At 66.4% G+C, this 17,430-nt stretch carries 18 protein-coding genes; 13 read left to right on the top strand and 5 right to left on the bottom strand.

Annotated elements, in window-relative coordinates; all coding sequences use genetic code 11:
- Positions 1 to 3: 3 nt before the first annotated feature.
- The 5 genes from purM to CCZ28_RS23305 all read left to right on the top strand — a co-directional run bounded on the left by purM (position 4) and on the right by CCZ28_RS23305 (position 4,314).
- Positions 4 to 1,065: a phosphoribosylformylglycinamidine cyclo-ligase gene (purM, locus tag CCZ28_RS23325; RefSeq protein ID WP_140221103.1), complete on the top strand. Its 1,062-nt coding sequence runs from the start codon at positions 4 to 6 to the stop codon at positions 1,063 to 1,065.
- The gene (gene purN / locus CCZ28_RS23320) at positions 1,062 to 1,730 is read left to right on the top strand and encodes a phosphoribosylglycinamide formyltransferase (protein ID WP_140221102.1); all 669 of its coding nucleotides are present in this window, start codon (positions 1,062 to 1,064) and stop codon (positions 1,728 to 1,730) included. Before purM ends, purN begins: the two co-directional genes overlap by 4 nt.
- Positions 1,731 to 1,745: 15 nt before the next feature.
- Positions 1,746 to 2,459, top strand: coding sequence for a DUF3108 domain-containing protein (locus CCZ28_RS23315; RefSeq protein WP_140221101.1), 714 nt, complete (start codon positions 1,746 to 1,748; stop codon positions 2,457 to 2,459).
- Between the two features lie 333 nt (positions 2,460 to 2,792).
- Positions 2,793 to 2,972, top strand: coding sequence for a hypothetical protein (locus CCZ28_RS23310; RefSeq protein WP_140221100.1), 180 nt, complete (start codon positions 2,793 to 2,795; stop codon positions 2,970 to 2,972).
- A 122-nt stretch (positions 2,973 to 3,094) separates the two neighbouring features.
- Positions 3,095 to 4,314 (top strand): IS3 family transposase gene (locus tag CCZ28_RS23305; protein WP_140217892.1). Its coding sequence is split into 2 segments (ribosomal slippage): positions 3,095 to 3,443 and positions 3,443 to 4,314, totalling 1,221 coding nucleotides; the frame shifts between segments, so codons are not numbered across the junction.
- A gap of 212 nt (positions 4,315 to 4,526) precedes the next feature.
- Here CCZ28_RS23305 and CCZ28_RS23300 read toward each other — a convergent pair.
- From CCZ28_RS23300 to CCZ28_RS23290, 3 genes are read right to left on the bottom strand one after another with little or no spacing between them, the layout of a single operon-like run.
- Positions 4,527 to 6,752 carry a xanthine dehydrogenase family protein molybdopterin-binding subunit gene (locus CCZ28_RS23300; protein ID WP_140221099.1) on the bottom strand — a complete coding sequence of 742 codons (2,226 nt, stop codon included), beginning with the start codon at positions 6,750 to 6,752 and terminating at the stop codon, positions 4,527 to 4,529.
- Positions 6,749 to 7,735 carry an FAD binding domain-containing protein gene (locus CCZ28_RS23295; protein WP_140221098.1) on the bottom strand — a complete coding sequence of 329 codons (987 nt, stop codon included), beginning with the start codon at positions 7,733 to 7,735 and terminating at the stop codon, positions 6,749 to 6,751. The genes CCZ28_RS23300 and CCZ28_RS23295 overlap by 4 nt, the downstream gene beginning before the upstream one ends.
- A complete protein-coding gene (locus CCZ28_RS23290; protein WP_058760600.1) occupies positions 7,732 to 8,262 on the bottom strand; it encodes a (2Fe-2S)-binding protein in 531 nt (176 codons plus the stop codon). The genes CCZ28_RS23295 and CCZ28_RS23290 overlap by 4 nt, the downstream gene beginning before the upstream one ends.
- Before the next feature lie 318 nt (positions 8,263 to 8,580).
- Between CCZ28_RS23290 and paoA the strand changes: the two genes are divergently transcribed.
- The 3 genes from paoA to CCZ28_RS23275 are packed head-to-tail and all read left to right on the top strand — an operon-like array spanning position 8,581 to position 12,459.
- A complete protein-coding gene (gene paoA / locus CCZ28_RS23285; protein ID WP_140221097.1) occupies positions 8,581 to 9,249 on the top strand; it encodes an aldehyde dehydrogenase iron-sulfur subunit PaoA in 669 nt (222 codons plus the stop codon).
- The gene (locus CCZ28_RS23280) at positions 9,246 to 10,226 is read left to right on the top strand and encodes an FAD binding domain-containing protein (RefSeq protein ID WP_140221096.1); all 981 of its coding nucleotides are present in this window, start codon (positions 9,246 to 9,248) and stop codon (positions 10,224 to 10,226) included. The genes paoA and CCZ28_RS23280 overlap by 4 nt, the downstream gene beginning before the upstream one ends.
- A gap of 10 nt (positions 10,227 to 10,236) precedes the next feature.
- Complete coding sequence (locus CCZ28_RS23275) at positions 10,237 to 12,459, top strand: xanthine dehydrogenase family protein molybdopterin-binding subunit (RefSeq protein ID WP_140221095.1); 2,223 nt, start codon at positions 10,237 to 10,239, stop codon at positions 12,457 to 12,459.
- A gap of 16 nt (positions 12,460 to 12,475) precedes the next feature.
- Here the strand turns inward: CCZ28_RS23275 and CCZ28_RS23270 are convergent, their stop codons facing one another.
- Together CCZ28_RS23270 and CCZ28_RS23265 are read right to left on the bottom strand one after the other, a co-directional pair.
- The gene (locus tag CCZ28_RS23270; protein ID WP_140221094.1) at positions 12,476 to 13,372 is read right to left on the bottom strand and encodes a DMT family transporter; all 897 of its coding nucleotides are present in this window, start codon (positions 13,370 to 13,372) and stop codon (positions 12,476 to 12,478) included.
- 24 nt (positions 13,373 to 13,396) lie between these two features.
- Entirely contained in the window at positions 13,397 to 14,299 is a 903-nt protein-coding gene (locus CCZ28_RS23265) for a DMT family transporter (RefSeq protein WP_140221093.1), read from the bottom strand.
- Positions 14,300 to 14,403: 104 nt separating this feature from the next.
- Here CCZ28_RS23265 and CCZ28_RS23260 point away from each other — a divergent pair, with 104 nt between their 5' ends.
- From CCZ28_RS23260 to CCZ28_RS23240, 5 genes are all read left to right on the top strand, one after another.
- A complete protein-coding gene (locus CCZ28_RS23260; RefSeq protein ID WP_140221092.1) occupies positions 14,404 to 15,360 on the top strand; it encodes a LysR substrate-binding domain-containing protein in 957 nt (318 codons plus the stop codon).
- Between the two features lie 54 nt (positions 15,361 to 15,414).
- Positions 15,415 to 15,795, top strand: a complete 381-nt coding sequence (locus CCZ28_RS23255; protein WP_140221091.1) for a lysozyme inhibitor LprI family protein — start codon at positions 15,415 to 15,417, stop codon at positions 15,793 to 15,795.
- Between the two features lie 70 nt (positions 15,796 to 15,865).
- Positions 15,866 to 16,522 carry a DUF2726 domain-containing protein gene (locus CCZ28_RS23250; protein WP_140221090.1) on the top strand — a complete coding sequence of 219 codons (657 nt, stop codon included), beginning with the start codon at positions 15,866 to 15,868 and terminating at the stop codon, positions 16,520 to 16,522.
- A 14-nt stretch (positions 16,523 to 16,536) separates the two neighbouring features.
- Complete coding sequence (locus CCZ28_RS23245) at positions 16,537 to 16,869, top strand: hypothetical protein (protein ID WP_140221089.1); 333 nt, start codon at positions 16,537 to 16,539, stop codon at positions 16,867 to 16,869.
- Between the two features lie 20 nt (positions 16,870 to 16,889).
- A complete protein-coding gene (locus tag CCZ28_RS23240; RefSeq protein WP_205894615.1) occupies positions 16,890 to 17,399 on the top strand; it encodes a GNAT family N-acetyltransferase in 510 nt (169 codons plus the stop codon).
- Positions 17,400 to 17,430: the final 31 nt, after the last annotated feature.

Raw genomic sequence — 17,430 nt, 5'->3', positions numbered from 1 at the left:
TTCATGAGCAAACAACCCCAGCTGAGCTACAAGGACGCCGGTGTGGACATCGACGCCGGTGAGGCTCTGGTAGAACGCATCAAGGGCGTCGCCAAGCGCACCGCCCGCCCGGAAGTCATGGGCGGCCTGGGGGGCTTCGGTGCCCTGTGCGAGATCCCGGCCGGCTATCGCCAGCCGGTACTGGTCTCCGGCACCGACGGGGTCGGCACCAAGCTGCGCCTGGCCATGAACCTGGCCAAGCACGACAGCATCGGCATCGACCTGGTCGCCATGTGCGTCAACGACCTGGTGGTCTGCGGCGCCGAGCCGCTGTTCTTCCTCGACTACTATGCCACCGGCAAGCTCAACGTCGATGTCGCCGCCCAGGTGGTGACCGGCATCGGTACCGGTTGCGAACAGGCCGGCTGCTCCCTGGTGGGCGGCGAGACCGCCGAGATGCCCGGCATGTACGAAGGCGAAGACTACGACCTGGCCGGCTTCTGCGTCGGCGTGGTGGAGAAGTCCGAGATCATCGACGGTTCCAAGGTGACCACCGGTGACGCCCTGATCGCCCTGCCCTCCTCCGGTCCGCACTCCAACGGCTATTCGCTGATCCGCAAGATCATCGAGGTGGCCGGTGCCGACATCGAGAACATCCAGCTCGACGGCAAGCCGCTGACTGACCTGCTGATGGCCCCCACCCGCATCTACGTCAAGCCGCTGCTCAAGCTGATCAAGGATACCGGCGCGGTCAAGGCCATGGCCCACATCACCGGCGGTGGCCTGCTGGACAACATCCCGCGTGTGCTGCCCGAGGGCGCCCAGGCGGTGCTGGACGTGGCCAGCTGGCAGCGTCCGGCGGTATTCGACTGGTTGCAGCAGCAGGGCAACGTCGACGAGACCGAGATGCACCGTGTGCTGAACTGTGGCGTGGGCATGGTCATCTGCGTAGCCCAGGATCAGGTCGAAGGCGCCCTGAGCGTGCTGCGCGCCGAGGGTGAGCAGCCCTGGGTCATCGGCCGCATCGAGCAGGCCGCGGCCGGCGCCGACCAGGTCGTGTTGAACAATCTGAAACAGCACGGATGAGTCCTGCCGACTGCGCCGTGGTGGTGCTCATCTCCGGCCACGGCAGCAACCTGCAAGCCTTGATCGACGCCGCGGAGCCGCCCGTGCGGATCGCGGCGGTGATCGCCAACCGCGCCGAGGCCTATGGTCTGGAGCGGGCCCGCCAGGCCGGGATCCCTACCGCGGTGATCGATCACCGCGAACATCCCGACCGGGAGAGCTTCGATGCGGCCCTGGCCGCCGCCATCGACGCCCAGGGTGCCGACCTGGTGGTGCTGGCCGGTTTCATGCGCATCCTCACCCCAGGGTTCGTGCGGCGCTATCAGGGCCGTCTGCTGAACGTCCATCCCTCGCTACTGCCGCTGTACAAGGGGTTGCACACCCACCAGCGCGCCATCGATGCCGGCGATGCCTGGCACGGCTGCAGCGTGCACTTCGTTACCGAGGAATTGGATGGCGGACCCGTCGTCCTGCAATCGCGGGTAGCGGTGTTGGCCGAAGATACGTCGGAGAGCCTGGCGACACGGGTACACGCCGCCGAGCACCTCCTTTATCCTGTGGCCGTACGGCTGTTCGCTGAAGGTCGTCTACGGCTGGGTACCCTGGGTGCCGAGCTCGATGGCCAGACGCTGCCGCCGACTGGAGCCACCCTACCGTCGAATGCGGTAGCGGCCTCCCTTTCCTGACCCAAGGAGAACCTGATGCGACGTCTGTTGTTCCTACTGGCCACCTTCTGCAGTGCCTCGGCCTTCGCCTTCGACCTGGAGCCGTTCACGGCTAGCTATACCGCCGACTGGAAGCAGATGCCGGTCAGCGGCTCTGCCGAGCGTTCGCTGCAGAAAGAGGCCGATGGCCGCTGGGAGTTGAAGTTCGAAGCCTCCATGCTGGTGGCGGGGCTCAGTGAATCCAGCACCTTCCGTCATGAGGGCGACGCCTTCCTGCCGGATACCTACCAGTACAAGCGCAGCGGTCTGGGCAAGAGCCGCGAAAGCGAGTTGACCTTCGACTGGGCCGCCAAGAAAGTCACCGGCAAGGACAAGGACGATCCCGTCACCCTCCCCCTGGATCGCGGCCTGCTGGACAAGTCGACCTACCAGCTCAAGCTGCAGCAGGATGTGGCCGACGGCAAGAAGAGCATGAGCTACCAGATCGCCGACGGTGACAGCATCGATACCTATGACTTCCGCGTCATAGGCCCTGAGCGCATCCGCACCCCGCTGGGCCTGTTCGACACCATCAAGGTGGAGCGCGTGCGCGACCCTACCAAGAGCAGCCGCAAGACCGAGCTGTGGTTCGCCAAGGACTGGGACTATCTGCTGGTGCGCCTCTATCAGCAGGAGAGCGACGGCAAGGAATACCAGACCAGCCTCAAGGAAGGCACGGTCAACGGGCGCGAGGTGAAAGGCGCCAACTGAGCCAGGTCCTAGGTAAGACGCCCTCTTCGGAGGACGTTTTCTTTTATGCGCCCAGGCAGGTGTGATAGCTGTCTTGTAACAGTCGAGTGAGTATCCAGCAGCCTTCCTCGGTCAGTGTGCCTCTGCTCCTATCGCGACCATGGGCCGCTCCTACACGCTGGCAGGATTCTGTAGGAGCGGCCCATGGCCGCGAGATGACAACCGCAGCCGCGACAGATTGTCGCAGAAGTTGTAACGACTTGTTGCCGAGATACGCCTTGGTCCAGAAGCGAAACGCTCTAGTATGGGTTTTCAAGCCCTGCCGTAGCGCGGGCTCGACCAAGGAGATTTAGCATGACCATTACCGTAACCGAATGTGACGAAGACCATATGTCCCGCGAAGCCCGCGGCCTGGGTATGCATCTGTGGGAAGTGAAGCAAGAAGGTGAATTGGTCGGCGTCTACCAGAGCGAAGCCGCTGCGCTCGAGTATAAGGAGCAGATCGAACACGACAGCGTGTCGCACGCTGAGTGAGTCGAACGACCTTTTCACAGACTGCCTGAAAAAGGCCCGCCTCTTGGAGGCGGGCCTTTTTCGTTTCAGTGTCCCGTCCTGAATAAGGTTTACACCTTCCATCCCACGATCTGGAGAGCCAGATGGAGCAAGGTGTAAAGCGCACGCAGCGTGATTACTCGCTGACTTTTAAATTGACCGTAGTCGATCAAGTCGAAAAGGGCGAGCTGACCTACAAGCAAGCTCAGGAGCGGTATGGGATCCAAGGCAGGTCCACGGTTTTGGTATGGTTGCGTAAGCATGGTCGGCAGGATTGGAGCCAGGGGGCCTCTATTCGAGCCGGCAGGAGTCAAACCGTGACTGATCCCAAAGACCTGACGCCTGAGCAACGCATCAAGGAGCTGGAGCAGCAACTGCAGTTCATGAGCCAAAAGGCCCAATTCTTCGAAGCGGTGGTTGAGGTGCTGGAGAAGGATTACGGCGTTTCGATCGTAAAAAAGCGACCCGGCAAGTCCTCTCGCAAGACCAAGTCGCAGGACTGAGTATTGTCAGGGCTTGCCAGTTTCTAGGGATCAGTCGGCAGGCTTACTACAAGCGCAACCGAACAGCCGATGACAAAGCGCTTCAGGCAGAGCGAGTCGTAGGGTTCGTTTGTCAGGTTCGAATGCGACAGCCTCGGCTGGGGACTCGCAAGCTGCACCATCTCTTGCATTGCCAGCCTGACCGGCGACTTCAGGTGGGCCGCGACCGCCTGTTTCAGGTCTTGGGCGAGCACCGTTTACTGGTGCGTCCCACTCGGGCGTATCACAAGACCACGCAGAGCTTTCATCGCTTCTATCGCCATCACAACTTACTCAAGCCAGGCGTGAATCAGATCGTTCCGACCACACCGGAGCAGGTTTGGGTGGCTGACATCACCTATCTACCCTCAGGCAGTGGCCCGTTGTACCTCAGCCTGGTCACGGATGCGTACTCCCGAAAGATCGTCGGTCACCACGTGCATGAGAGTCTGCATGCCGAGTCGGTAGCACAGGCCTTCAAGCAGGCGTTGCGAAGGCGGAGTCGTCCGCATGAATTGGTGCATCACTCGGATCGGGGCATCCAGTATTGTTCGGCGCTGTATCAGTCCCTGCACGAACGACACGGCGTTCGATGCTCGATGACAGATGGGTACGACTGCTACCAGAACGCGCTGGCCGAGCGAGTCAATGGCATCCTCAAGACAGAATTGCTGCTACGCAACCCGGAGAATCTGGAGCAAGCCAGGAAGATGGTCGAGGAGGCGGTGCGAATCTACAACACGGAGCGACCACACACAGCCCTGAAATACAAAACGCCCGAGGCGGTGCACCGGGCGTTTTGAGGCCTATCGGGCCTACCTGAACAGCTGTAAACCTATTTCAGGACTAGACACAGGGAGTAGCGACGGGTTGGGGTAGGTTGGGTTGAGCGGAGTGAAGCCCAACGTCACCTGGTCCAGCGGTGTGCTCGGCATCACTCACCCCAGCCCTCTCCCAGGGGGAGAGGGGGCGGTTCAGCGCGGGGAGCTCCATCGTCGGAGCCCAACAATCTCGGTCAGTGCATCAGCTCGTCGGCGAATACCTTGTCCAGGGTGATGGGCAGATCGCGTACCCGCTTGCCAGTGGCGTGGAAGATGGCGTTGGCGATGGCCGCGGCCACGCCGACGATGCCAATCTCGCCGATGCCCTTGGCGCCCAGGGGATTGACGATCTCGTCCTTTTCCTCGACGAAGATCACCTCCAGCTGCTGGATGTCGGCCTGCACCGGGAAGTGGTACTCGGCCAGGCTGTGGTTCATCCAGCGGCCTTCGCGGGTGTCCATCATCCCCTCCTCCTGCAGGCCCATGCCGATACCCCAGACGATGCCACCGGCCACCTGGTTCTCGCCGGTCTTGAGGTTGAGGATGCGGCCCGCGGCCACGGCGGTGACCACGCGACTGACCTGGACGCTACCGAAGTCTTCGTCGACCTTGACCTCGACGAACACCGCCGAGTGGGTGCCGGTGGCGTAGTCGTCGCGCCCTTCCGCCGGTTCGGAGCTGGCCAAGGTTTCCATGGACGGCGAGCCCGAGGCCTTGAGGATGGCGGTGAAATCGACACGCTGGGCCGGATCGGTCTTGAGGCTGATGCCGCCGTCGGCGAACACCACCTGGTCCAGTTCGGCCTTGGCCAGGGGCGAGTCGTCCATTTCCTTTGCGGCATCCAGCAGTTGCTGGCGCAGTTGATCACAGGCCAGCTTTACCGCGGTACCCACCGAAGACACGGTAAAGGAGCCGCCTTCCAGCGGTGCCTTGGGCAGGGTGGAATCGCCCAGCTTGAAGGTAACCTTGTCCAGCGGCAGGCCGAGGTTCTCGGCGGCGATCTGGGTCATGACCGTGTAGGTGCCGGTGCCGATGTCGGAGGTGGCGCTGGCCACCACCAGGCTGCCGTCGATGTTCATCACCGCCTTGGCGGTAGCCGGTTGCTGCATGGCTTCCCAGACGCCGGTGGCCATACCCCAGCCCACCAGCTGGTTGCCGTCGCGCATGGAGCGCGGCGCCATGCTGCGCTGCTGCCAGCCGAAGCGCTCGGCGGCCTGGCGATAGCAGGCCAGCAGTTCCTTGCTGGAATAGGGCTTGCCCTTGGCCGGATCGGTGTCGGTGAAATTGCGAATGCGCAATTCCAGCGGATCGATGTCGGCCGCGTAGGCCAGTTCGTCCATGGCGCTTTCCAGAGCATAGACGCCCAGCACGGCGCCGGGGGCGCGCATGTCCAGCGGGGTGTAGACGTCCAGCGCGGCTAGTTGGTAGGCCAGCTTGACGTTGGGGCAGGCATAGAGCGAAGCGGACCAGACCAGCACCATTTCGGTGAAGTCTTCGAAGCGCGAGGTGATGCCCAGGGCGCTGTGGTCGATGGCCTGCAGCTTGCCGTCGCTGTCACAGGCGAGCTTGACCCGCTGGTAGGTCTCGGGGCGGTAGCCGAAGGTGAACATCTGCTGGCGGGTTAGGGTCACTCGCACCGAGCGCTTGAGCTGCAGCGCGGCCATGGTCGCCAGCACGAGCTGGTACTGCGGGCGCAGACCGGAGCCGAAGGCGCCGCCGACGAAGGGCGAGATGACCTTCACGTCACCCTCGCTCAGGCCGAAGATGTTGCTGACGAACTGGGCGCTGTTTTGCACGCCCTGGGTTTTGTCGTGCACCGTCAGCTTGCCGTCCTTGTGGTAGATGACGGTCGAGGCGTGCATCTCCATGGGATTGTGGAATTCCGCCGCGGAGTGGTACTCGGCTTCAATGCGCGTGGGCGCCGCGGCCCAGGCGGCTGGGGCATCGCCGCGGTTGTCCGGCAGCTCCATGGGCGCTTCGTGGGCTTGGTCACGGGCCTTGGCCAGATCGGTGGCGTGGTCTTCCTCGCTGTAGCGGGCGCGGATCAGGGAAGCCGCATGACGCGCGGCCTCGAAAGTCTCGGCGACCACCAGAGCGATGGGCTGACCGCTGTAGAGGATGCGGTCGTTGTACAGCGGCCGGAAGGGCTTGCCGTCGGCCGCGTCCATGTCGGTGTAGCTCTCGTCGTAGCTGGCCATCTTGGGTCGGTTGCGATGGCTGAGCACCTCGATCACCCCGGGCTGGGCCACGGCTTCGCTGACGTCCAGGTCGAGCAGGCGACCCTTGGCGATGGTGGCGTTGACCACGAAGCCGAAGGCCAGGTCCGGCACGCTGAATTCGCCGGCATAGAGCGCCTGGCCGGTGACCTTGAGCGGACCGTCGACGCGTGGAACGGCTTTTTGCAGATGGACGACGGTCATTGCAGGGTACCTCCGGCGGCTTCGGTGAGGGCACGCACGATGGCGCGCCGGGCCAGTTCGATCTTGAAGGCGTTGTGGGCGAAGCCCTGGGCGCCTTGCAGAAGGCGATCGGCCAGTTGGCCGAAGGCAGCCTTGTCCGCCACCTGGCCAACGACGGCCTGTTCGGCCTCGGGCAGTCGCCAGGGCTTGTGGGCCACGCCGCCCAGGGCGACGCGGACCTGCTTGATGCGCTCGCCGTCCAGTTCCAGCGCGGCTGCCACCGAGACCAGGGCGAAGGCATAGGAGGCGCGGTCGCGGATCTTCAGGTAGGCGCTGTTGGCCGCCAGGCTCTCGGCCGGCAGGGTCACGGCGGTGATGAGTTCATCGGCGGCGAGGTTGGTGTCGCGCTCAGGCGTATCGCCCGGCAGGCGATGGAAGTCGGCGAAGTCGATGACGCGATCACCCTGGGGGCCACTCACCTCGACGCGGGCTGCCAGCGCAGCAAGGGCCACGCACATGTCCGAGGGATGGGTGGCGATGCAGTGCTCGCTGTGGCCGAGAATGGCGTGGATGCGATTCTGCCCTTCGCGGGCGCCGCAACCGGAGCCGGGTTCGCGCTTGTTGCAGGGCGTGCCCACGTCATAGAAGTAGTAGCAACGGGTACGCTGCAGCAGGTTGCCGCCAGTGGAGGCCATATTGCGCAATTGCGGCGAGGCGCCGGCGAGGATCGCCTTGCTCAGCAGCGGATAGCGCCGCTGCACCTCGGGGTGATAGGCCACCTCGGCGTTCTTGACCAGGGCGCCGATACGCAGGCCACCGTCAGCGCTGGTCTCCACCTCACGCAGCGGCAGGCCGTTGACGTCGATGAGCTGTTCAGGGCGTTCGACGTTTTCCTTCATCAGGTCCAGCAGGTTGGTACCGCCGGCGATGAAATGGGTCTGGGGGCCGTGCTGGCGGATGGCATCCGGGACGGCATTGGGCTTGGCGTAACCGAAACGGTTCATTCGCGGCCCTCCCCTTGCTGGCAGTCCGGGCGGGCACGCTCGATGGCGGCGCGGATGTTGCGGTAGGCGCCGCAGCGGCAGAGATTGCCGCTCATCTGCTCGGCCACCTCGGCTTCGCTGTGGGCGTGACCTTCCTTGAGCATGCCGATGGCCGAGCAGATCTGCCCAGGGGTGCAGTAGCCACACTGGAAGGCGTCTTCGGCGACGAAGGCGGCCTGCATGGGGTGCAGTTGGTCGCCTTGGGCGAGGCCTTCGATGGTGGTGACCTCGGCCCCGTCCTGCATGACCGCCAGGGCCAGGCAGCTGTTGATGCGGGTGCCGTTGACCAGCACGGTACAGGCGCCGCACTGGCCGTGATCGCAACCCTTCTTGGTACCGGTGAGATCGAGGTGGTCGCGCAGCAGGTCGAGCAGCGTGGTCCAGGGCTCCACGGCCAGCTGCAACTGCTTGCCGTTGAGGGTCAGGGCGATGGTATGGGACTCGGGTTCGGCCAGGGGCGGGAGCTGGCGCGCGGGGGTGGCGTTCATGGCGGACCTCACGGTTAAAGCCGCGGGGTGCAGATTGCCCCCGTGGTCGGAATCAGGCGGTGACAGCGAAAGGCCACCTCAGGTAAAGGACTGCCCTCGACCTGTAGCGGTTCAGCACCCCTGCCCAGCGGTATTCAACGTTACGTTGAGCTCTGCTCAGCGAAACGGCCGAAGCCCGGTGCCAGAGCCTTTTCCCGGGAGATGGACATATCCGGCAAGGGGCCCTGGTCCGTTAGCGCGCGAGGAGTCTGAACCCCAGCTGCGGCGGGGCAGTCATCAGAACTCCCGTGATGCGCCCCTAACGATGAGAATCCGACCATGGCTTCCGACTCCGATGCACGCTGGCGCCTGTCGCGACGCCAGTTCCTCGGCACCTCCGCGGTGCTGGTGGCGACCAGCGCCATTCCCGGCTATGCCTTCGCCCAGGCCAGCGGCGGCGCGCCCCTGACCCCAAAGGCCATTGCCGCCCGGCTGCCGCAATTGCTGCCGCTGACCTTGCAGATCAATGGCGAAGCGCGGCGGCTCAAGGTCGACAGCCGCACCACCCTGCTCGATGCCCTGCGCGAGAATCTGCACCTCACCGGCACCAAGAAGGGCTGCGACCATGGCCAGTGCGGCGCCTGCACCGTGCTGGTGAACGGTCAGCGCATCAACAGCTGCCTGAGTCTCGCCGCCATGCACGAAGGCGACGCCATCACCACCATCGAAGGCCTGGGCAATGCCGAGCGCCTGCATCCGATGCAGGCGGCCTTCCTGGCCAAGGACGGCTTCCAGTGCGGCTATTGCACGCCGGGGCAGATCTGCTCGGCGGTGGCGCTGCTGGACGAGGTCAAGGCCGGCATGCCCAGCCACGTCTCGGCGCGCCTCGACGGGCCGATGCGCCTGAGCGAAGAAGAGATCCGTGAGCGCATGAGCGGCAACCTCTGCCGCTGCAGTGCCTATCCCAACATCGTCGCGGCCATCCAGATGGCGGGGGGCCAGGCATGAGGGTCTTCGACTATCAGCGAGTGCAGAACGAAGCCGAGGCCAGTCGCCAGGGGGCCCAGGCCGGCAGCCGCTTCATCGCCGGCGGCACCAACCTGCTGGACCTGATGAAGCTGGAGATCGAAACGCCCAGCCAGGTGCTGGACATCAATCGCCTGCAGCTGGATCAGATCAGTGCCACCCAAGACGGCGGCCTGCGCATCGGCACCCTGGTGCGCAACTCTACCCTGGCTGCCGACGCTCGGGTGCGCGAGCGCTATCCAGTGCTGTCCCGCGCCCTCTTGGCCGGCGCCTCGGCGCAGTTGCGCAACAAGGCCACCACCGGCGGCAACCTCTTGCAGCGCACCCGCTGCTCCTACTTCTACAACACCGCCATGCCCTGCAACAAACGCCAGCCCGGCAGTGGTTGCGCGGCGCTCGGCGGCTTCAACCGGATGAACGCGGTGATAGGCGCCAGCGACCAGTGCATCGCCGTGCACCCCTCCGATATGGCGGTGGCCATGCGGGTGCTGGATGCCACGGTGGAGACCCGCGAGGCCACTGGCCGCACCCGCCGCATCCCCATCGCCGATTTCCATCGCCTGCCCGGGGACACCCCGCAGATCGAGACGGTGCTGCAACCCGGCGAACTCATCACTGCCGTCAACCTGCCCCCACCGCCACCGGGCATCCAGGTCTATCGCAAGGTGCGCGACCGCGCCTCCTATGCCTTCGCCCTGGTGTCCATGGCGGCCATCGTCGAGCTGGACGGCAGCCGCATCCGCAGCGGTCGCGCGGCCTTCGGTGGCCTGGCGCACAAGCCCTGGCGCGTGGCGGCGGCCGACCAGGCCTTCGCTGGCCAGGCGGTGGACAGTGACCTGGCCGCGGTGGGCGATGCCCTGCTCGCTGGCGCCCGTGGCTATGGCCACAACGACTTCAAGCTCGAGCTGACCCGCCGCATCCTGCGCGCCGGGGTAGCCGATGCCCGCCAACAGGCCTGAGGACAGCCCCATGGAAATGAATGAACCCGCTGGCCGCAACCTGATCGACGAAAATCGCAGTGGCCTGATCGGCAAGCCCATCGACCGCGTCGACGGCCTGCTCAAGGTGACCGGCCAGGCGCCCTACAGCTTCGAATTCCGCAACGATCGCGTCGCTTACGGCTTCATCGTCGGCGCCACCATCGCCAAGGGCCGTATCGCTCGGCTGGACACCTCGGCCGCGGAAAGCGCACCCGGTGTGCTGACCGTACTCACCTATCACAACGCTCCGCGCCAGGCGGCCCGCGAACCGGACAACAGCGGCCGCTTCACCCGTCCCAAGCCCTATCTGGACAGCGACCAGGTGCGCTATTTCGGCGAGCCAGTGGCCTTCGTGGTGGCCGAGAGTTTCGAGGAGGCACGGCTGGCGGCGGCCCTGGTGGAGATCGATTACGCCACCGAACCAGGCGTCTTCGACCTAGCCGCCAACCTCGGTCAGGCGGTCAAGCCGCCGGATGCCGACCAGCCCACCGACACCGCTTCGGGCGATGTCGACGCCGTCTTCGCCCGGGCCCCGGTCAAGCTCGACGAGCGCTACACCACGCCCTACCACATCCATGCGCAGATGGAGCCCCACGCCAGCCTCGCCCAATGGGACGGCGACCGGGTGACGATCTATTGCTCCACCCAGTTCGTCGAGCAGGCGCAGAGTTGCGTGGCCAACACCCTGCAACTGCCCAAGGAAAACGTGCGCATCGTGGCGCGCTACATCGGCGGCGGCTTCGGCGGCAAGCTGCCGATCTATGCCGACGCCTTGATCGGCGCCATGGCGGCCCGCGCCATCGGCCGGCCGGTCAAGGTCACCCTCACCCGCCAGCAGATGTTCCAGATCACCGACCACCGCTCGGCCACGGTGCAACGCATCCGCCTGGGCGCCGACGGCAACGGCCGCATCCTGGCCATGGCCCATGAGGGCTGGTCCCACTCCGCCCGCGGCCTGACCTACTACGAACCCACCGGGCTCTCCTCGCGCACCCTCTATGCCGGCGATGACCGCCTGGTGGCGCACCGCATGGTCGAGCTGGACCTGCCCGAATCCGGCTCCTGCCGCGCTCCCGGCGAGGCGGTGGGGATGCTCGCCAGCGAGAGCGCCATGGACGAGCTGGCGGTCCTGCTCGATCTCGACCCCATCGAGCTGCGCCTGCGCAACGAACCCAGCCAGGACCCGGAAAAACACATCCCCTTCTCCACCCGCAAGCTGGTGGACTGCATGCAGGAAGGTGCCCGCCGCTTCGGCTGGAACCAGCGCAACGCCAAGCCAGGGCAGGTGCGCGACGGTGACTGGCTGGTCGGGATGGGCATGGCCGCCGCCAGCCGCGCCAATGTCATGCGCCCGTCCCAGGCCGGGGTACGGCTGGAGGCCGGCGGCACGGCGACGGTGAAGACCTCCATGACCGACATCGGCACCGGGACCTACACCATTCTGGCGCAGATCGCCGGGGAGTCCCTTGGACTGCCGGTGGAGCGGGTCAAGGTGCTGCTCGGTGACAGTGACGACCCGGCCGGCGCCGGCTCCGGTGGTTCCTTCGGCGCCGCCAGCTCCGGTTCCTCGGTCTATGTCGCCTGCGAGAACCTGCGCCTGAAGGCGGCCGCGGCGGCGGGCCTGGACCAGGCCAGCGCCCGATTCGTCGGCGGTCGGCTGATCGCCGACAACGGCAGCCGTGACCTCGCCGAGCTGGCGCGTGAGCACGATCTCCAGGCCATCGGCGAAATCAAGCCGGGGCAGACGCTCAAGGACTATTCCCAGCAAGGCTATGGCGCCTTCTTCGCCGAGGTGGGCGTACATGCCATCACCGGCGAGATCCGCCTGCGGCGCATGCTCGGGGTGTTCGCCGCCGGGCGCATCCTCAACGAGAAGACCGCCCACTCGCAGATGCTCGGCGGGATGATCTGGGGTGTGGGCAGCGCCCTGCACGAAGAGGGGGTGATCGATACCCGCCATGGCCACTTCGTCAACCACGACCTGGCCGACTACCACTACCCCAGCCACCTGGACATCCCCGCCATCGAGGCCTACTTCCTGCCGGAACTGGACGACAAGGCCAATCCACTGAAGATCAAGGGCGTCGGCGAACTGGGCATCTGCGGCGCCGGGGCCTCCCTCACCAACGCCGTCTACAACGCCTGCGGGGTACGCATCCGCGACTATCCGCTGACGGTGGACAAGGTGCTGGTGGGGCTGAAGATGGCCTGAGGTCGGGCGGCGCGATTCAACGCGCCGCCTTCGCCCCTGAGCGCGTCGCTAGCAGCACCCCGCCGATGGCGATCACCATGGCGACCCAGGCCAGCGGTGGCAGGGTCTCGCCGAGCAGCAGCCAGGCGCTCAGGGCGGCGCCCGGTGGGACGCAGAAGAACAGCGCGCTGACCCGCGCCGCCTCGCCAGCGCGGATCATCCACACCAGCAGGCTGATGGCCAGCAGCGAGTTGGCCAGCACCAGATAGGCCAGGGCGCCGATGAAGGCCGGTGCCCAGTGCACCGGATTGTGCTCGAACAGCAGCGCCACCGGCGCGCAGCAGACCAGGCCGACGCTGTATTGCACCAGGTTGTTGGTCACCGGATGCTGGGCCACGCCCAGGCGTTTTTCGTAGAGCACCGCGCTGGTCATGCCCAGCAGCGCGCCCACGGCCAGGAAAATGCCAGGGACGGACTCCACGGCGACGCTGGCCCGCGCCAGGATCACCCCGATGGCGCCCAGCAGGCCCAGCGCTAGCCCCAGCCATTGCAGCGGTGCCACCCGCTCTCCGACCAGCAGGGGCGCGCCCAGGGCGACCAGGATCGGCTGCAGCGAGGCGACCATGGCCACCACGTTGGCCGAGGCGCCCAGCACCAGGGCGCCATAGCTCATGCCGAAATAGACGCCCTGGATCAAGAAGCCCACCACGGCGAGATTCGCCCATTCCCGGCGCGTGCGCGGCAGCGGCGGGCGGAGGATGAGAAAGGCCACCAGCAGCACGCTGAAGGCCAGCGCATAGCGCATCGTCAGGATGGTGAACGGCGGCGCATAGGCTAGGCCCACCTTGGAGACGGCGAAGCCGGCGGACCAGAGGGCGAGGAAGACCAGGGGGATGAGGCGCAACAGCCAGGGATGCAAGGAGATGGACGGCATCGAATTCTCGTACGGCCAGGCGAGTCAGCAGGGCGCGGCTCGCGAGCGGGAAGGATAGCTGACGATCAGCAGACCGCTGAGCACCAGCGCGGCGCCGAGCAGAAAGCCGGGGCCCGGCGTCTCCTTGAGCAGCCAGACGCCCATCAGCACGCCGAACAGCGGTGTGAGCAGGGTCAGCACACCCAGGGGCGCGGCGCGGTAGCGGCTGAGCAGCACGAACCAGCCGAGCAGGCTCGCCCCCGCGACGATGAACACCTGGAACGCCAGGCTCGACCAGGCCAGGGAATCCAGCGTGGCCAGCTCCAGGTGCTTGCCGAGCGGCAGGGCCAGGGCCAGCAGCACCACCCCGGTCACCCCAAGTTGATAGAACAGGGTGCGCAGCGGCGGCGCCTCGGCCAGGGCGCTGCGGCGGATCAGTACGGTGGTAGCGCCCCAGCAGGCACCGCCGAGCAGGCCGATGAGATCGCCCCGCCAACTGGTCGTGCCGCTCGGCTGGCCAATCAGGAAGGCGCAGACCACCCCTGCGCTCGCCAGGGCGATGCCCAGCCACTGGCGCGACGACAGCCGCTCCCCCGGCACCAGCCAGTGCAGGCCGCAAGCAGCGAACAGCGGCGCGGTATAGATGAACACCACCATGTGCGCGGCGCTGGTGTACTTCAGGCCCACCGCCATGCAGAGGAATTCCAGGGCGAACAGCGAGCCGGCCAGCAGACCGGGCACCAGCGTCTGGTCCCGTCCCAGGCAGCGGATGCCGCGCCAGCGGGCCAGGGCATAGAGCAACCCGGCCGCCAGCAGCGAGCGCCAGCCGATCTGCAGCAGCGGGTCCACCTGCTCGGCGATGGCCTTGATCGCGGTCTGCTGCAGCCCCCACACCAGGCAGAGCACCAGCATCAACAGCACTGCGGGGGCATCGAGTTCTTTACGCATGAGCGCTGCTCCAGAAAAGACAACGCCTGCATGGTGAAGCGGGCTGAACAAGTCGGACAAACGATGTTTAATGGGCGTCAGGCTCAGGAAAACTAAGGCTCGCCGTGACCACCGCCCTCCCCCTCAACGCCCTGCGCGCTTTCGCCGCCGCCGCCCGCCACCAGCACTTCGCCAAGGCCGCGGACGAGCTGCACGTCACCGCTGGGGCCATCAGCCGGCAGATCCGCCTGTTGGAGGAAGAACTGGGCCAGAGCCTGTTCGAGCGCCTACCCCAGGGGGTGCGTCTCACCGTGCAGGGGCGTGCCCTGGCCACCGAGATCGCCCCCCATCTCGACGGCCTGACCCGCGCCGTGGCCCGGGCGCGGCTCAAGAGCAGCGTGCTCACCGTCAGCGCGCCGCCCACCTTCGGCCAGGAGTGGCTGCTGCCGCGCCTGGAAGACTTCCAGCGCCAGCATCCGGATATCGAGGTCTTTCTCGACGCCTCCTCCGCCATCGTCCCCCTCGGCACCGAGGGCGGCGCCCAGGCGGCGATCCGCTATGGCCGCGGTGACTGGCAGGATGGCGAAACCCGGCTGCTGCTGCGCGAGTGGATCTTTCCGGTCTGCAGCCCGGCGCTGATCACCGCCCCTCTTTCCGCACCCGCGGCCTTGCTCGACTATCCACTGCTGCACGCCGAATGGCCTGGCGGCTGGCGGGCGGGTCGGCCCAGCAGCAGATTCAATGCCTGGCAGGACTGGTTCGCCAGCCAGGACGTCAGCCTCAGCGACAGCCTGCGCGGCCCGCGCTATTCCCTGAGTGGCATGGCGTTGCAACAGGCGGCGGCCGGCAAGGGCGTCGCCCTCGGCGGTTGCGTGCTGGCCCAGCGGCTGCTGGCCAGTGGTGCCCTGATTCGCCCACTGCCGGACCGGTTCAACCAGCTTTCGCCCCAGGCCTACTTCCTGGTATTGCCCAAGGGTCCGGTGGAAGCGCCGGTGCAGCGCTGGATCGCCTGGTTGCTGGAGCAGGTGCGCAGCTTCCGCGACACCCATGGCGATCAGCAGGAGACCGGCGGTGCCTGGTGAGCACCCGCTCTTTGCGGCAGTCTAGGGAGACCGCCGCCGCTATCGCCATCCTCCATGACCGCTTCCCACTTGCCCGCCCTGCTCCTCGGCCTGCTGTTAGCGAGCGCTACGTTCGCCGCCGAAAAGACACCGGTCGCATGCGATCGCCAGGGTAACGACTCCCAACTGGCCGCCTGCGCCGCCCTGGATCTGACTACGGCCGAGACCCGCCTCGACGAGGCCTACGCCAGACGGCTGGCGGCCACCCAACCCGCCCAGCGCGCCAATGTCGAACGCCTGCAAAAGCTTTGGCAGGACGACCGCGCCCCCCGTTGCGCCACCGCCACCCGCGGTTTCAGCGGCGCCATGCAGCAGCTGCAATATCTGAGCTGTCTCAAGTCCATGACCCTGCTGCGCCTGGACGACCTGCAGCGCCAGCTGCCGCGGCACGACTGACGCTTCGTCGCCAGCGCTGCCGCCCCGCGCCGGAAGTCACTATCATGGCGCCCCGCTGTTGGAGTTCACGATGTACGAGCGTTACCTGCCCCTGCTGGTCCTGGCCGGACTGCTGCTGCTCGGGGCAAGCTGGTGGTGGCAACGCCGCCGTCAGGCCGCCTTTCCCTATCGCCAGGTCGAAGCCCTCTTCACCCCCGCCGAACAAGCCTTTCTCGCCGTGCTCGACGAAGCCGTGGGCGCCGACTACCGGGTCTTCGGCAAGGTGCGCATCGCCGACGTGGTCCAGACCCTGCCGCTGCGTGATCGGCGGCGCTATCTGATCGCCCAGAACCGCATCAACGCCAAGCATTTCGACTTCGCCATCTGCCGTCGCGACGACCTCGCCGTGCATGCGGTGGTGGAACTCAACGACAGATCCCACCTGCAACGTCACCGGCAGCAGCGTGATCGCTTCGTGCGCTCGGTCTGCGAAGCCGCTCAGCTACGGCTGGTGGAGATCCCGGCCGCGGCGCGCTATTCCGCCAGCGCCGTGCGCGAAGCCGTGTTCGGCGGTCGTCGTCCACGCCAGCGCGCGAGCGAGCCGAGCCAGGCCCTGGCCCCGGAATGCCCCGAATGCCAGGCGCCCATGGTGCGCCGCCGCGCCCGTAGTGGGCGCCACCAGGGCCGGGAATTCTGGGCCTGCTCGAATTATCCGGATTGCCGCGCCCTGCTCGACATCGACGACTGACCCGAGGCCTGCCCATGCGCTACCCCACCACCCCGGACGGACGCTATTTCGTGGTCAGGGGCCGGCTGTGGCGCTGCACCGACCCCAGCCTGCCCAGCGACCGCCGCACGGCCCTGACCCACGACCTGATGGAGGCCCGCCGCCAGGTCGGCGTGGCCAAGCGCCAAGGTGATGAGGAAGCCTTGCGCAGCGCCCGCGCCGCGGTGGACGCCGCCAAGCGCGCCCTCGGCGAGCGTGGCCCGGTCTGGTGGACGGATGGCGCACCCGACTACAACCGCCACCTGGCGAAGAACACCCCCTACGCCGACTGGTATGGCCAACTCGACGCGGATGCCCAGGCTTCCTGACCCGCGTCGCGGGGCGTAAGGTGAAGGGTCACTTCCTGTTGCGAGCACCGCTCTTGCGTATCCGCCCCGCCGTCGTCACCGACCTCGCCGCCCTCTGCACCCTGGCCGAACAACTCGCCGAACACCACCACGAGCAGGCGCCGGAAACCTTCGCCGCGCCCTCGGGCGGCTGGCGCGACCAGGACTATTGGGCGGCGCAACTGGAGCCCGAAGATGGCGTGCTGTTCGTCGCCGAGCAGCGCGACGAGCTGGTGGGCTTCGTCACCGCGCGCCTGTCCGATACCCGGGGAATTTCCTTCCTGCAGCCACTGGTGCTCTGCCGGATCGGCAGTCTGGTGGTGGCCGCCAGCCACAGACGCCACGGCGTGGGCGCCCGCCTGCTGGCCCAGGTGGAAGCCTGGGCCAAGGCCAACGACGCCGACGAATTGCGCCTGGAAGTCATGGAATTCAACAGGGACGCCCAGGCCTTCTATGCCCGGCAGGCGTTCCACGGCCAGTCGCGGATCCTGGCCAAGCCATTGCGCGACTGAGCCAGCCGCGAACCTTACACAACTGTAATCG

The sequence above is a fragment of the Pseudomonas oryzihabitans genome (assembly GCF_006384975.1).
Taxonomy (GTDB): domain Bacteria; phylum Pseudomonadota; class Gammaproteobacteria; order Pseudomonadales; family Pseudomonadaceae; genus Chryseomonas; species Chryseomonas psychrotolerans_B.
The sequence above is the reverse complement of the archived record's forward strand: the minus strand, read 5'-3'. Positions and strand labels throughout refer to the sequence as shown.